Origin of the sequence: Pseudomonas silensiensis (genome assembly GCF_050434865.1) — a bacterium.
GTDB classification, from domain to species: domain Bacteria; phylum Pseudomonadota; class Gammaproteobacteria; order Pseudomonadales; family Pseudomonadaceae; genus Aquipseudomonas; species Aquipseudomonas fluorescens_W.
Window position 1 is genome coordinate 1 of the sequence record NZ_JBNDJH010000008.1, and the last position, 14,686, is coordinate 14,686.

The 14,686-nt window shown below is 59.8% G+C and carries 9 protein-coding genes; 3 read left to right on the forward strand and 6 right to left on the reverse strand.

Annotated elements, in window-relative coordinates; translation table 11 throughout:
- Positions 1–765: IS110 family RNA-guided transposase (locus QF010_RS13505; protein ID WP_429533283.1), on the forward strand; the 765-nt coding region annotated here is incomplete at its 5' end.
- A gap of 447 nt (positions 766–1,212) precedes the next feature.
- Here QF010_RS13505 and QF010_RS13510 read toward each other — a convergent pair.
- Together QF010_RS13510 and QF010_RS13515 are read right to left on the reverse strand one after the other, a co-directional pair.
- A complete protein-coding gene (locus tag QF010_RS13510) occupies positions 1,213–1,689 on the reverse strand; it encodes a PA2171 family ribosome-binding persister protein (RefSeq protein WP_046055244.1) in 477 nt (158 codons plus the stop codon).
- Positions 1,690–1,892: 203 nt separating this feature from the next.
- Positions 1,893–3,236: a cation:proton antiporter gene (locus tag QF010_RS13515; RefSeq protein ID WP_033054927.1), complete on the reverse strand. Its 1,344-nt coding sequence runs from the start codon at positions 3,234–3,236 to the stop codon at positions 1,893–1,895.
- Positions 3,237–3,602: 366 nt separating this feature from the next.
- Between QF010_RS13515 and QF010_RS13520 the strand changes: the two genes are divergently transcribed.
- Positions 3,603–3,806 carry an RNA-dependent RNA polymerase family protein gene (locus tag QF010_RS13520; RefSeq protein ID WP_156363899.1) on the forward strand — a complete coding sequence of 68 codons (204 nt, stop codon included), beginning with the start codon at positions 3,603–3,605 and terminating at the stop codon, positions 3,804–3,806.
- Here the strand turns inward: QF010_RS13520 and QF010_RS13525 are convergent.
- From QF010_RS13525 to QF010_RS13535, 3 genes are all read right to left on the reverse strand, one after another.
- Positions 3,772–4,590 (reverse strand): hypothetical protein, encoded by an 819-nt coding sequence (locus tag QF010_RS13525; RefSeq protein WP_429533284.1) that lies wholly within the window; start codon positions 4,588–4,590, stop codon positions 3,772–3,774. The two genes, QF010_RS13520 and QF010_RS13525, sit on opposite strands and share 35 nt — an antisense overlap.
- A 313-nt stretch (positions 4,591–4,903) precedes the next feature.
- Entirely contained in the window at positions 4,904–9,199 is a 4,296-nt protein-coding gene (locus QF010_RS13530; protein ID WP_429533285.1) for an RCC1 domain-containing protein, read from the reverse strand.
- A 56-nt stretch (positions 9,200–9,255) separates the two neighbouring features.
- On the reverse strand, positions 9,256–11,586 hold the full coding sequence (locus QF010_RS13535; RefSeq protein ID WP_429533286.1) for a hypothetical protein: 2,331 nt from the start codon (positions 11,584–11,586) through the stop codon (positions 9,256–9,258).
- Between the two features lie 302 nt (positions 11,587–11,888).
- Here QF010_RS13535 and QF010_RS13540 point away from each other — a divergent pair.
- Positions 11,889–13,258, forward strand: a protein-coding gene (locus tag QF010_RS13540; protein WP_429533287.1) for an IS3 family transposase whose coding sequence is annotated in 2 segments (ribosomal slippage) — positions 11,889–12,380 and positions 12,383–13,258 — 1,368 coding nt in all. Because the reading frame shifts where the segments join, the coding sequence is not laid out codon by codon here.
- Positions 13,259–13,314: 56 nt separating this feature from the next.
- Here QF010_RS13540 and QF010_RS13545 read toward each other — a convergent pair.
- Positions 13,315–14,469, reverse strand: coding sequence for a MalY/PatB family protein (locus QF010_RS13545; protein ID WP_429533288.1), 1,155 nt, complete (start codon positions 14,467–14,469; stop codon positions 13,315–13,317).
- Between the last annotated feature and the right edge of the window lie 217 nt (positions 14,470–14,686).

The following is a 14,686-nucleotide window of genomic DNA, read 5'->3' on the forward strand; positions in this document are numbered from 1 at the left end:
ATCTTGCGCGCAGGCCGCGATATCAAGATTTCGGCCGTGCCGCTCAAGAGTGCGGCGGCGCTGGCGATGCAGGCTTTGCATCGGGCTCGGCAGGGTTATGTGCGGCGACGCACGGCGGTCGGCAATCAGATGCGCGGGTTACTGCTGGAACATGGCGTGGCCCTGGCGCAGGGCGAAACAGCTGTCAGCCAGCTCGTGCCTCGGATACTGGAAGATGCCTCCCAACCGTTGCCCGATTTGCTGCGCGAACTGATCGCCGAACTGTTGGGCGAATGGAGCCAACTGGGCGAGCGCGTCAACGTGCTGACCGGTCGGCTGGAAACGGCCGCGAAGGAGGACGAGACGGCAAGGCGGCTGATGACGGTGCGCGGCGTTGGTCCGATCATCGCCACGGCGCTGTTGGCCAAGCAGACCCAGCCTGAGCGCTTTGCCAACGCCCGCTTGTTCGCCGCCTACTTCGGGTTGGTGCCCAGCCAGCACAGCACTGGCGAGAAGGTTCGACTGGGCAAGATGAGCAAACATGGCGATGCTTACTTGCGCAGTCTAACGATCCAGGGTGCCCACGCCGTCTTGAAACAGCTACGACCCGATTCACAGCAGCCGGACGACCAACGTCTCCAGCGCTGGATCTCTCGTCTGGGTCGCAAGGAAGCGGCGGTGCGATTGGCCAACCGCAACCTGCGCATCCTCTGGGTGCTACTGCAAAACGACCAGACTTATCGTCGCCAGCCGGGCGCTGCGCCGGAGGCTGCGATGAGTCACTGATCACTGAGTTCTGCCACCGGGGCGTTAAGCGCTCCAACCCATGCTAAGAACATTGACCCCAGGTCAGACCGTCGCGGATTGATGCCTGAGCTGCTACTGGCCCTCGAGGCCTTACTGTAATCGGCATACCGCGAGCTTACCCAATGTTGGCCAGAAGCCGCTCAAGACTTCCTCGAACAGGCCTCATACATAGATGCAACCGGGTAGCAGTGTTCAAAAGCAGGTTGAATGTGGGGGCGAGTCCATACATAGCAGCTGGCGAAGCCTGCGTTCGGCTGCGAAGCAGTCGTGAAATCAGACGATGCGGTGTTTCAGGAAGACCGCAAACTCAGGTTTTACGACTGCTGCGCAGCCGAACGCAGGCTTCGCCAGCTGCTACGGATCGCGTTTTGGCTTAACTGACCGGCATTAGGCATATACCGGGACTTTGCTGTCCTGCCATCTGCATCAAGCCGCCAGATTGGCCGCACTCATTTCTTTCTTGTACTGCGCTTTCAAACTTTCCATCTGCGCACCCAGCTCTTCCAGGGTGGCTTTACCCAGCAGCTTTTTGGCCTGGGGAAACATTTCCGTTTCCTCTTCTTCGATGTGGTGTTCCAGCAGTTCCTTGACCACTTTCACGCGACCGGCAAATTCCGGGGTGGACGGGTCGGTGACTTTCAGGTCTGGCAGCACCAGCGAATCAACGGTGCGATGTTCTTCCTTGGCTTCGTAATACATGACGTCCTGTTCCTTACCCCCGGCTTTCTTGTACGCCGGGTACAGGACTTCTTCCTCGAGACGGGTATGGATGGCGATCTCCATTTCCAGCTTGGCCAGCAACTCGCCGCGCTTTTTAACGCCACGCTCGGTGGATTCGCTTAATTGGGTCAGGATGCCTTTTACGCGTTCATGGTCGGCTTTCAACAAGTCTATGGCGTTCATGGTCGAGTCTCTCCAACGAGTCAGGGGGTGAGCGCGAACGGTCTCAAGGCCGAAAGTCGCTCATAGTCCTTGAGCATTTGTCGTGCCGGTTTTCCGGTGAGATACCTTTCTTATAAAACAAGGAGTTGAAGCAACTGATAGCAAACTGAAGTCATGCAGCCTGCATGAGTCCGGAAATTGACTCATGCAGTTCGCGGTAAACATCAGCTATTTTTATTCTTGTGTTGTTCATATCGAGCGAGGAGGGGTTGAGTGCTGATGCCGTGGAGCAGGATGCTCAATGCGACGACAGACAGTGTGAGGTTGATGCACAGCGTTGCCACCGACGGGTTCAGGTCGTGGTTCAACGAATAAAACAAGTAATAGAGGCTGCCGATGCCGCGTATGCCGAACCAGCCAATCAACATTCGCTGGCGCCCGTTGAGCAAACTGCCCCAAGGCATGGCGACGACACTCAGTGGTCGTATCAGGCAAAACAACACGCCAGCGATCGGCAACGCACGCCAGTCCCAATGCGCCATCAGCACCACGCCGAGCAACGTCACCAGAAAGACTTCCATGGCCCGTTCCACCAGACTACCGAAGGCGAGCATGTCGCCCATCATGATGCCCGCCGCGACCTGAGTGTCCTCAAGGCTTGCGGTATCACCATGAACCGCATGTTGCGGCTCGACGTTCTGATGACCCACAACCGGCTGAACCAGATGCTCGGCGGGAAGTTCGTCGTCGCCCATGGATTTGACTTCTTCGTGGCGCAAACCCAGGCCGGCGGCGAACACCGACAGAAAGCCGTAACCGTGAATCGACTCGGCCCCGACATACGCCAGGGCAATCAAGGCGAGGGCGAGGTAGTCATTTGGCGAGAGGGTGCTGTCGTCATTCTTGATGCGCATTAACAAGGTCAGGCGACCAATGCCGCGTCCCATCCAGTAGCCGGTGAGCAAACCGGCCGGGACAGCCCATAACAGACTGCGCAGCACCCAGTCGCTCAGCCAGCCGGGGTCGCCGTCGTGTTGCACCAGCAGCAGACCGAGGATGACAAACGGGAAGGCGATGCCGTCATTGAGCCCGGCCTCACCCGACAGCCCGAAGCGTACGCTGTCGTCATCCCGGGCGTCGTTGACCTGCACCAGGGCGGCGAGCACCGGGTCGGTGGGCGCCAGAATCGAGCCGATCAACACGGACGCGCCCCAGGACAATTCGAAGCCGTAATGCAGCAACAGACTGACACCGGCAATGGTCAACACCATGACCGGGCCGGCCAGGCCGTAGGCAATGCGCCAGTTCTTGTCCCTGAGCGGCAAGCGCAACTTCAAACCGCAGACAAACAACGAAAACAGCACCGCGACTTCCGTCAGATGCTCCATCCAGGTGGACGCATCATCGGTGTCCAGTTTCAACAGCCCGAACCCCGCGGGCCCGATGGCTACACCCAGCACCAGGCACACCGCCGACGTAGTCACCGGCATCCAGCGCAGGTACGACGACGTCAGTGCCAGCGTCAGCAGCACCGCACCCAACACCGCCACCCACAAAATGAAACTCATGCTCGGTACTCGTCGGGTGCGTGCCGCGATGTCGTGCCTTTGGTGATTGATCGACGGTCGCGGGCAGGTATTCAGGCGTCAGTACGTTGAACCATAGCAGGATCATTGAGAGCAGGAGGGTGACTAGCGCCACTCCTGAATATCGATTCGTCTGCAGAGTACTACGTCTCTATTTCGCCTCAGCGCCTGATGGCGGACTTGGCCTTGCAGGTGCACGATCAACGCCTTCTCGACTTGGCCGCCCAATGCCTCACGCGTACCGCTGAGCGCGGCGGTTTATTTTGGGACCATCCCCGGGGGATGCGTTTGGCGTGGTCACTCAGCTCTCTGTTGGGTGGCTTCTACTTGTGCTGTCTGGATGTGGCCTTGACGCGGCCAGATGTGTTCCAACTGCGTTATATGGATAACGTGCTGGTGCTGACGCCGACACACCATCAATCGGATCAGGCCGTGCGCGTGGTCAATGACCTGTTTGATGAACTCGATTTACTCAAGCATCCCGACAACACCTACATCGGGCGCATCGAACGCGGCTTTACCTTCCTGGGCCGGCGTTACCCGCCTCCCTAGACTCGCGTTCATCGAGATGAAGGTCCGCGCGTCCGACGACTGACCCGAGCCATACAACGCTTCGGCGGTAATGCTGTGAGCCGCCACCGACGGTCCCCGCCCAGGTCACGCTCAGCTTGTCCGTGGCCAGCATGCCGGTGTAGTGCGGCACGACGACGGTCAGGCGATCCTTGGCGGCGATCGGGTCCAGCTTGCCGTCAGGGGCTTCTTTCACGCGAGGAGGGCGCAGCGTCAGGCGAATGCGGTCGTAGGCGCGCCGGTTGGTGTAGTCGAAGCCGAATACCACGCCTTGCGCAGCCTGTTCGGCATCCACCCCCTGATCCCGGACGGCCGTCGGTATTTGCAGCCGCATGCCTGCAGGTGCCGGTTCGCCGGGCGCACGAAGGTGGTACAGCACCTCCAGGACTCGGGATTTTTCGGCGCCGTTCCCGCCGGGCCGGGTGACGATGTAATGGAGCGTGTTGACACCGTCCTGCAGCTGTCCGTGTGGCACGTTCAGGCGAATACGAAGATTTTCCTCGCCAGGATTGATGGTCTTGCCATGAACGGGCGTCGCTGCGTCGTTGACATACAAATCCACACGATCATCCACCGCCAGGGTCCAGGACTGAACCTCGGTCCATGGATCGATCAAGCACTCAAGCCCCGTGAGCACCCCATCGTAAAGTGATTTTGGAATACCCCCGTCCGCGGTACCGGCGGGCAGGACAGGACTGATCCAGCCTTGAATAATCACTGGATAGAGCACGAACAATTCGTTCAGCGCGGCAGACTGGATGTCCATCATTCACTCCCTGTGTGGTTAACCCTGGCCTTCGAGGGGGCAGGCTCATCACACACCAGAGGTGTGAATAGGGGCTACTGTCAGATCTGACAGTAGCGACGAACGGTTGCAGTGTCGCGCACGTCGGTCACTCGACAACCGACCTAAAGCTCACAGCCCTTGGCAACGCCTATGCAGAGATCGGAGTCATTGGGAGTATTTATTCCAATACTTGAGATGGCTTTTGTGGTGCGGGTCGGATGACAGCTGTTCACCTTTTGAAATCAGCGTTCGACGCTCCTGACGGAGCGCCGAGTCAGGTGCAACGCAAAGGTTAGCGAACCTCGGTTGGCGGGGTCTCGTTGAGCGCTGCGCAGCGACTGGCTTTCAGGGCCAGCCCCCTGGATGCCGGGCTGGCCTGGTAGGAAACCTGGCCAACCAGGCGATCCTGGACGGCGCTGCTGTCGCCTCCGTACTGAGGATAACCCCAGGTCACGACACGACCATCGGCGGTCAGGGCGGTAAAGCCATAGTCATTGCTGTAAAGCGCCCGTACATTGGTCAGTTGGCTGACGACTGCTGACGTATCGCCGCCCCCGGTGGGATCCCCCCAGGCCACCACGGTGCCGTTCTGGCGCAAGGCGGCGAACGCGGTGTATGTACCGCACACCTGAACGATATCGTCCAGCGCCGCGATCTCGGCAGGCACTATACCACCTGAGTACACGCTGCCCCAGCCGACGACAGAGCCGTTAGCCCGACGAGCGACGAATGCACCAGCGGTGGCAGTGACTTCAACGATATCGGTCAGCGCTCCGAGCCACGGGTCAAGGGTGCCCCCCACGCCCGGAGGCCCCCAGGCCACAATCTGGCCGGTCGCCCGTCTTGCGGTAAAAGCGCCATAAGTGGCGCAGCTCAGTTCAATGATGTCGGTCAGGGCGGCGATATTCGCCGGCACGGTTCCACCGTATTCTGCTTCACCCCAGGCTACGAGCCTGCCGTTGGCCCGGAGTGCCGCAAACGCGTGCTGACTGCCGAGGAGTGTCTGGATATCGGTGAGCGCGGCAATGTCGCTCGGCACGCTTCCACCCACGGCGCCCCAAGCCATCACCTGTCCGGTGGCCCGCTGCGCAACAAACGCGAACCTAGAGCCGACCAACCGAACTACGTCGGTCAGCGCTCCGACTGGAGTCGGGACCGTGCCGCCATTGTAACCCCAGGCAACCACCTGCCGCGTGTTTTTGATACCGGCAAAGGCAGAGTCGTTACCAATGACCTGAACGAAATCCTGAGGTGAGACGCCGCCCATGTTTCCACCATAAGTCGCTAAGCCCCAAACCACCACTATCCCATTGGCTCGTCGGGCGGCGTAGGCGGAACCGGTGCAGCTCACCTCGACAATGTCGTTCAGGGCGATGATGGGCGCGGGAATCGTTGCCCCATATTCCGCACGGCCCCAGCCCACGACATCCCCCCGATCCCGATGCGCCACGAACGCCGCCTCATTGCCAATGATATTCGCCGCATTCAGCGTAATCTGATCATCAGCGGTGCGCACTTGCAGCGGTAGCTGTGGCGCGGTATCGCGCCAGGTGGTGCCGGCCGTCCATTCGCTGTCTTCAGGGTATTTCCAGTGGGCCTCGAGCGGCTGACCGGTGGTGGCGTTAAACGCGCTCAACAGACGTGAAGCGCTGGACACTCTCCAATTGCTGCGGTTAGCACGCGCGCCCATGACCCTCAGAATGCCCGAACCGATCACCTTGCGAACATCGTAAACCGTGGGGTCCGAGGGCCCGTCCGTGCCCCCGGCTTTGCGCTTGACGAGGTAACTCAAGTTAATGCTCAAGCCGTCGTTGGCCTCGATCAGCGCATGCGGCACCTTGATGGAGGACAACTCCTTGCCTGCTTCCGCAGGCAGGACCCTGTGCGGGTACGTGGTGATGGTCTTGCCCTCGACGGTCACGACGACGTCGTCATCGGTTTTCAGCCGGGCTGTCGCCGGGATGATCACGGTGGCGCCGAGGGGGAACACATCGTCCGGGTTCAGTTGGTCTTGCTGTGCACCGGAGGCCTCTTTGAAGGTCGCGACCGGCAGTCTCACTGCCACGCTGACGGTGTAGGTGCGTACCGGAAAGCTCACCGCCTCTTTGTCGTCCGGACTCTTGCCCAGCGCGGCCTTGAACCTCATTGTCAGGGTTTTGCCATCGCCCAGGTCTTTCAGATAGTCGTAGGGCAATGTCACGTCGTAATAGCCCTGATTGATCCAGGCCTGATTCACGTAGCTGCCCGTCGCCTGCATCAGCCGGCGATTGTGGATAGTGCCATCGGCTTTGAAACCCTCAAGATCCAGCCACACATACTGGCCGGTCGTAATCAGTGGCCAACTGGGCGAGCGTGTTGTCGCTCCACCGGTCACGTCGCTCAGGTTCAACACCGTGCCTTCACCGTTGTTGGCGGCCTGCAGGATCAGCGGCGGTTTGAGCTCACTCACCGGCAGGGTCAAGACATTCAGCGTGAAGGTCTCCGAGGGTGGATAGGTTGTGCCGTTGCGGATCACCGTGTAGCTCACCGTCACCGGCTTGCCCAGGTTGAAGGCCACCACGCTGTTGGGGATCGGGACTTCCTTGATGCCGACGCTGCCCACCTCAACCGGGGCCGAGGTGTGCGAGCCTTCACCGGCGGTCCCCGCCCAGGTCACGCTCAGCTTGTCGGTGCCCAGCATGCCGGTGTAGTGCGGCACGACGATGGTCAGTCGGTCCTTGGCGGCGATCGGGTTGAGGCTGGTGCTGCCGGCGGCTTCTTTCACGTCCGGTGCGGGCAGGCTCAGCGCGGCCCCCACCTGCAAGGTGCGGGTGAAGGACCCCGGTTTTTTGCCGTTGGCGCGCAACACCTCGTACCGGACCTGCACGGTGTTATTGAGGTTGGCCGTGACGTATTTGAGTTCGACGTCGAACTTCACTTCCTGGCCGACGCCGGCAGCATTGATCGGTACATAGTCGCTGGTGCTGCCGGCTTCGGTCGCGCCTTGCCAGAAGAACGTCACCTTGTCGCCGTCGGCCATGCCGTCGTACGCGGCGATGCGCACCTTGGTGCCGACAGGCGGGACCAGGGCCGGGTCGAGCACATCGTCGGCAGTGGCGTAATCCACGCTGGGCTTGGGCAGCAGGGCCCCACCGCCGAGGACCGTCAGTTCCAGCGGCGGTGAGTCCAGGGTGGCCCGGGCAAAGGTCACCACTTTGTAGGAGACGTTCAGCCGTCCCCCGACCAGTGGGCTGAGTTTGTCCTTGGGCACCAGAAAGCGCACCGGCTGGTCATCGGAACCGCCGGTGATGGGTTTGTCATCGGTGTGGATCAGCGGTGAGCCGCCTTCGGTTTCGCCGGCCCAGGTGAGGTAGACCCGGTCACCGGGCTGCATCAGGTCGCCGTAGGGCGCGATGATCACGGTGGCCCCGGTGGCGGGGATCAGGGCCGGGTCCAGGGTTGGCCCGGTGATCCCTTCGATCGACGGCGGTGCCAGCTCAAAAGCCTGGCCACTGACCGTGACCCGTTTGCGCCGTGAGCGATATTTGCCACCGATCAGCGGCTGCACTTCATACAGAACCGTTGCTTCGCCGCCGCCAATCGCCCGCACGATGCTGTTGCTGATCGGCAGTTCCTTGGAAAACCCCAGGTCATCGGGGACGACGTCGTAGGTGACGACCTCCGGAATCAGGGTGCCCTCGCTGGTCTGGCCGTTCCAGGTCAGGATGATGTGGTCCTTGTCCGCCATGTTCGGGTACACGGGCAAGGCGATGCGTGCGTCTTTGCTGCCGAGCTCGGCCAGGTTCAGATCATCGTCGCCCAAGGCATCCAGCACCCGCGGGGCCGGGAACGCGCCACCGCCGGCTTCAATGTCGGTATTGGCGGCGAGGGAGAACAAGGACCAGTTGTTGACCCGGTCACGGATTTCATAACGCACGATCAGCGGACCGTCCCCCGGAGCCACGATGACGTCGGGTTCGACGCGGATGGCAATGGGCGCGTTGATGTCCACGATGGTGTGTTTGATCGGGTAGCGACTGCCGCCCCAGAACAGCGTGACGATGTCGTTGGCGGCGATGTAGGCATAACGTGCCAGCGTCACGGTGAGGCCGTTCGCCGCTTCGGTGTCGCCAATGACCGGCGGGATACCGCTGGGGGCGAAGAGGCGTTCATTGATGGTGGGGGTGGACGGGTCGGGGTCCGGGTCGCCGGGGATTGTGGTCTTGACGAGCACGTCCAGGTGAAAGGAGATCGACACGTTGCTGCCCACGAAGGTGGTCACGCGGTAGAACAGCCGGGCATCGCCTTCGACAATGTGCTGGGGGAGGACGGCGAAGGTCAGGCTGTGGGAGTCGATGTGGCCCTGGTTGACCGGGAAAAAGTCGACTGTGGCGCCGTCCCACACCAGCTCGATGCGGTCATTCAGGGCGATGCCGGGGTAGCCCACGGCGGTCACATGCACCGGCACGGTGGGGTCGTTGAGGTCCTGAAAGCGCAGGCCGCCATTGATCTGGGCGACCGGGATTTTTGGGGCGACCAGGGTGGGCGCCGGGTCGGCGCGTTGGGACAAGGTCGTGGGTTGCAGCGGGGCGTCGGATGAAGTGTTCATGTCCATGATGAAGTCCATTTGCAGGAAGTGGGGATGAGCGAAGCCTGCCCGCCGCCTTAACGGCGTGGCGGGATGGGGCAGGTCGATTCGTGTGGCAATTTCACATCGATCAGGACAAAGGCTTCACGCGATGTGGCTTTGGCGCCGCTGACTTTGGCGGTGACCCTGTATCTGACCTTGGCCGAACCTTGGGTACAGATATGCAGAATGTTGAGCGCTGGAATCGGGAAGTCGACGTACCCGCGGGTCATATCGGCGACAACCACGTCATGGGTCGGATCAAAACGTGACGCTTCGATCTCGTTTCCGGTACCGGCATAATTGTCGATGCCGATGAAGAACAGTTCGATTTTGTCCTCGACTTTCATGTTCAGGTAGTTGGTGATGCGCAGTGGAGTGCTGCCATCCTCAATCACCCCACGACCAATCGCGTTGTCTGCGTTCGCCTCGGTGAAAACGCCTGGCCCCAGGCCGCCGACGCCACCGGGCAAGTCGCCGGCCGAAAGGACACTAACGTTCTGGACCGGTGATCGACTGACGCCCTCGTGAGGCGCGGTGGCCAGTTTGCGGGTGACGGTGTAGCGGACCGGCACATCCCCCGAGCCTTCCAAGGCAATGATCGCCTGTAGAACTGGCAGCACCAGATCAGCAGCATCGGTGGATTTTACGGGATACGGTGCGAGTGACTGGGTGCCCCAGAACACTTGGACGATGTCCCCCGCGACCATATACGCGTTGCCCGTTTTGTCCCGCCACGGGATGGTCGCCGTGGCGTCCAGCTCGAAGTCTTGCGGTGTAATGACATTGGGGGTTTTGCTGGCACCGAGCACGAGGTTAGGCCGCAGGTTTTCATTCTCCGGGGTTTCAGGATCCGGGTCCGGGCCGCCCGGAATACTCAGGTCCACCACCACCGGTGTCACCGGGGAGGTCTTGGCGATAATCGTGCTGCGGCGAAATTCATACTTGACGTCAATCGGGCCCTGACCGGCCGACTCCACCAGCGCGTACAGCAGCTTGACGCCAATGATTGGATCGTTGGGCAGGTCCGCATCGATCAGCGTCACCGGCGCTGCACGTTTTGAGCCCCAGAGGACGGTGATTTCATCGCCGGCCAACGCATTGTTGAAGGTCGGAATCAGCACTTCAACCGGTATCCGGGCATCGGCGTCGGTGACCAGACCGTCGTCAAACGCCGGCACCCGGGGGGCTTTCAGCGGTCCAGGTTCCTCACCTGAACCCATCACTTGAGCCATCGCCTCTTTCGAACGTCCCACCACCTGGCCATTGCGCACCAGCTCAAAAGCCACCCGCACCTGGCTGCCGCTAATGACCCGGTCATTGGGGACTGGCATGAGGCAGGGCTTGAACTGGCCAAACCCATCCTTTTCGACGGTGCCTTGCGTCGGGACCTCGAGGTCGGGCGGGGTCGAGCGATAGATCGCCTGAACGGTGTCCCCGACCTGCCAGGTCGGTGCGCGCGGCAGAACCACCACCCACAAAGGCCCGCCCTTGAGTTTGTCGCGATCAATGAGACCGGGATCATCTTCGCTGTCATCGAGGTCTTCCCGCAGGAGCGGGGCGTCGAGCGTCGTATGTGCCAGGTCAACGTCAGCTACGATGACGTGCGATTCGCGCCGTCTATCCGTCGGATTGTTCACCTGAGAAATCACGGTGTAGCGGATCTCGAAGGCGGGGTTGTCACCGGCCTGTTCAAGCAGGTCCTGGGTCAGGAGAATCACATAGGGTCGGTTCTCTTCACCCGGTTGCAGGGTGAAGGTAAACCGCTTGCCGTTGAGCATCAGCAGGATGTTGTCGTAAGGCTGGCCGTGGGGGTAAGACACGGTCAGGGGCACGCCCTTGGCCGCTTCCTCTTTGCCGATCCGGGGCGGGTTGCCCAGTTCCGGTGGCAGGCTGAGCATCAGATAAGGATGAGCCCCGGTGCCCGGGACATCATTGCCGCCAGGGAGTTGGTGATGGTACAGCGCCCAGGACGCAATTGAGGGCCCGTCATTGCCGCTGCTGCGCTCGACCACATAGAAAAAAATGTTCACGCGCTCGACAAGCAACGACTGGAACACGTTGAAAAAGGTGGGGCTGTTTTGGTCTTCGGCGGCCACGGATTTTCGTTCGACCAGCAGCGGTTGCGGATCATCGAGGGTTTTCATGTACAGCGCGATGGCGTCATATTCCCCGCCGCTCGGGGGGTCGATCTTCACCTGGGTCGCCCCCTCCCGGCGACTGGGGTCCTGGGTGAACGTGGAATGGGCCAGTCCTCCGACCGGCACGTTTGCGGGGGGCAGAGGGTCACTGATCACCGGGTAATTGGCGCTGGTAAAGCGCAAAGGGTAGAGCACCAACACACCGGGATTAGTTTGATCAGTCGCCATCAGGTACCTCCGAGGTCATGACGCCGGGCGCGTCCGCGTCGGAACATCAAACACCGGGGGTAGAAGGCTGGCTACTGTCATATTTGACAGGTAGAGGGTGGATTCAGACGGACGGTCGACCTTAGGTCGATAGGAGGAGGGTGCTTTAAACGACAAAAATGAGCATCAAAACTGTGGGTGGGCCAGCTGTCCTGACGCATTAAAGGAAGTGATGCAGCCGCTGCCGAATGCATCGGTTTGCGTGATCGTTCCCACGCTCTGGACTGCACCCCAAAGGTTGGACACCGCCGATGGGGTGTTTTATGGGGAAATACACGGTTCAAGCAAAGCTGTTAGCCGTGCAGGATTACTGCTCCGGCAAAGCGGGTCTTAGAGATGTAGCGCATCGGCACGACGTGGATTTTTCTTCGTTGCGCCAGTGGGTCGCGGCCTATGAGGTGCATGGGGCGGCCGCTCTAGAAGTAAAGAAAGTGCAGCATTACAGCGCTGAGTTCAGGATGTTCGTCTTGAAGCGGATGCGCGAAGAGCAACTGTCCTACCGCCAAGTGGCCGCATTGTTTGATATCCGGAAATTCAATATCGTCGGCGACTGGGAGCGTCGTTATGATGAGGGTGGTGAAAATGCCTTGTCCCGGCAGCCCAAACGAACTGGATTTCCAAGAAAAATGCCGAAGCCGACCTTACCTGCCCAACCTCAGTCACCCGATGACGAGTCTCGTACTCGTGATGAGTTGATTGCTGAGCTGAATCAGCTTCGGATGGAAAATGACTATCTAAAAAAGTTGGATGCCTTGGTTCAGAAGAAACGAGCCGCGCAGCAGAAAAAGCGCAAATCGTAATCGAGCTGAGGCAGCGATACCCTCTCGACGCCTTGCTGAAAGTGGCTGGATTGGCGCGGAGTACGTTTTACTACCAACAGAAAGTGCTTCAAACGGCTGACAAGTATGCGGATCTGAAAGCCAAGATCTGCGCGACTTTCGACGAACACAAGGGACGATATGGCTATCGCCGCATCACGCTGGCAATGCGAGGCGCCGGTCACCTGATTAACCACAAAACCGTTCAGCGTCTGATGGTCGAGCTTCAGCTCAAGAGTCGTGTGCGCGTGAAAAAATACCGCGCTTACAAGGGCGAAGTAGGCCTAGCTGCCCCAAATCTGCTGAATCGCGAGTTTGAAGCTCCTCAGCCCAATCAGAAGTGGGTAACCGATGTCACGGAGTTTAAGGTCGGTGGGCAAAAGCTTTATCTGTCGCCAATCCTGGATCTGTATAACGGCGAAATCATTTCCTACGATATTGCCAGGCGACCACTGTTCAGCATGGTCGGGGCGATGCTGAATGAAGCGTTTGGGCGGCTCAAGCCGCATGAAAAGCCCATTTTGCACTCAGACCAAGGGTGGCAGTACCGGATGCCTATTTATGGCCGGCTTCTCAAAGAGCAATCGATTACACCAAGCATGTCGCGCAAGGGTAACTGCTACGACAACGCGGCGATGGAAAGCTTCTTCGGCACCCTGAAATCCGAATTTTTTTACCTGACCAAATTCAGTAATCTGGACGAACTGCACGCCGGGTTGGTGGACTACATCCACTATTACAATCACCGTCGTATCAAGTTGAAGCTAAACGGACTGAGCCCTGTTGAATACAGAACTCGGTCCGCTCAGGTATAGATCTACAATCGTCCAACTTTTCGGGGTCAGTCCACTCCGCGTGGGAACGATCATCATCAGGCTTTGCGATTGAGCAAACTACGCTCCATCCGCGCAATGCCTTCTTCCAGCAATGCCCGTGGGCAGCCGAAGTTCAGGCGCACGAACTGTTTGCTGTTATCGCCGAAATCCAGACCAGGGCTCAGCCCGACCTTGGCGTGCTCAAGGAAGAACTGCTGAGGGTTATCCAGTCCCAGTGCCGAGCAATCGAGCCACGCCAGATACGTGCCTTGCGGGATATTCATGGTCACACCCGGCAGCCGGGTGTTGACCGCTTCCACCAGATAATCCCGATTGCTTTGCAGATACGTCTTCAACCCGGCCAGCCAAGGGCCGCCTTCGCTGTAGGCGACGCGTGTCGCTTCCATGCCCAACGGGTTTACGCTGTCGACCATGCCGCAGCGGGCGTGGTTGACCTTTGCACGCAACGCCGAGTCCTGAATGATCATGAATGACGTCTTCAGCCCGGCGATGTTGTAGGCCTTGCTCGCCGACATCAGCGTGATGGTGCGTTTGGCGATTTCCGGGCTCAGGGAAGCCGTCGGAATGTGCACGCGGCCGTCGAAACACAGCTCAGCGTGGATCTCGTCAGAGATGATCCAGGCATCGTGCTCCAGACAGATGTCGGCAACTGCTTGCAGTTCTTCTCGCGGGAAGACTTTGCCCACCGGGTTGTGCGGGTTGCTCAGCAGCAGCGCACCGCCACCGGTCAGCGCCCGATTCAAGGCATCGAGTGGCGTGGCGTACGTGCCGTCCGCCAACGCGTCGAATTCGAGTTCAACCTTGTTCAAACCCCAGTGCCCCGGCGCATGTCGCAGCGGCGGGTAGTTCGGGACCTGAACCACAACGTTCTGCTGCGGCTGGACCAGCGCATTCAGCGCCATGTTGAAACCCGACTCCACGCCGGGCAGGAAAATAAGTTCCTCAGGCAATACGCGCCAGGCGTACTTGTTCCAGAGGTCGGCGACGATGGCATTGCGCAAGTCATCCTGGGCCACGCTGTAGCCGAGCATCGGGTGTTCCAGACGTTTTTGCAGGGCCTGGATGATCACCGGCGGTGCGGAGAAGTCCATGTCGGCCACCCACATCGGCAACACGTCGGCCGGGTAACGGCTCCATTTGGTACTGCCGGTGTTGTGGCGGTCGAACACCTGATCAAAATCGAAAGTCATGCTCAGTCTCATAAAGGGCAGGGTAAATCCGACGCTCATGATAAACGCCAAGCCCCTGTGGGAGCGAGTTTGTGTGTGATGGCTGAAGCTCCGGTATTGCCCGATGGTCGGTTTTCACACGGTCAGTTCTAACATTGTCTACAGTTTCAAATGTCGGCAGCCAGACTGCCACAACTGTGTTTGTCCAGAAAAACCCGGCAAAAGTACCGGGTCTCCA

Bases quoted from the DNA above. Each gene is read 5' to 3' on its own strand.
- QF010_RS13510 (WP_046055244.1), bottom strand. From the start codon at position 1,689: ATGAACGCCATAGACTTGTTGAAAGCCGACCATGAACGCGTAAAAGGC.
- QF010_RS13515 (WP_033054927.1), bottom strand. From the start codon at position 3,236: ATGAGTTTCATTTTGTGGGTGGCGGTGTTGGGTGCGGTGCTGCTGACG.
- QF010_RS13525 (WP_429533284.1), bottom strand. From the start codon at position 4,590: ATGGACATCCAGTCTGCCGCGCTGAACGAATTGTTCGTGCTCTATCCA.
- QF010_RS13530 (WP_429533285.1), bottom strand. From the start codon at position 9,199: ATGAACACTTCATCCGACGCCCCGCTGCAACCCACGACCTTGTCCCAA.
- QF010_RS13535 (WP_429533286.1), bottom strand. From the start codon at position 11,586: ATGGCGACTGATCAAACTAATCCCGGTGTGTTGGTGCTCTACCCTTTG.
- QF010_RS13545 (WP_429533288.1), bottom strand. From the start codon at position 14,469: ATGACTTTCGATTTTGATCAGGTGTTCGACCGCCACAACACCGGCAGT.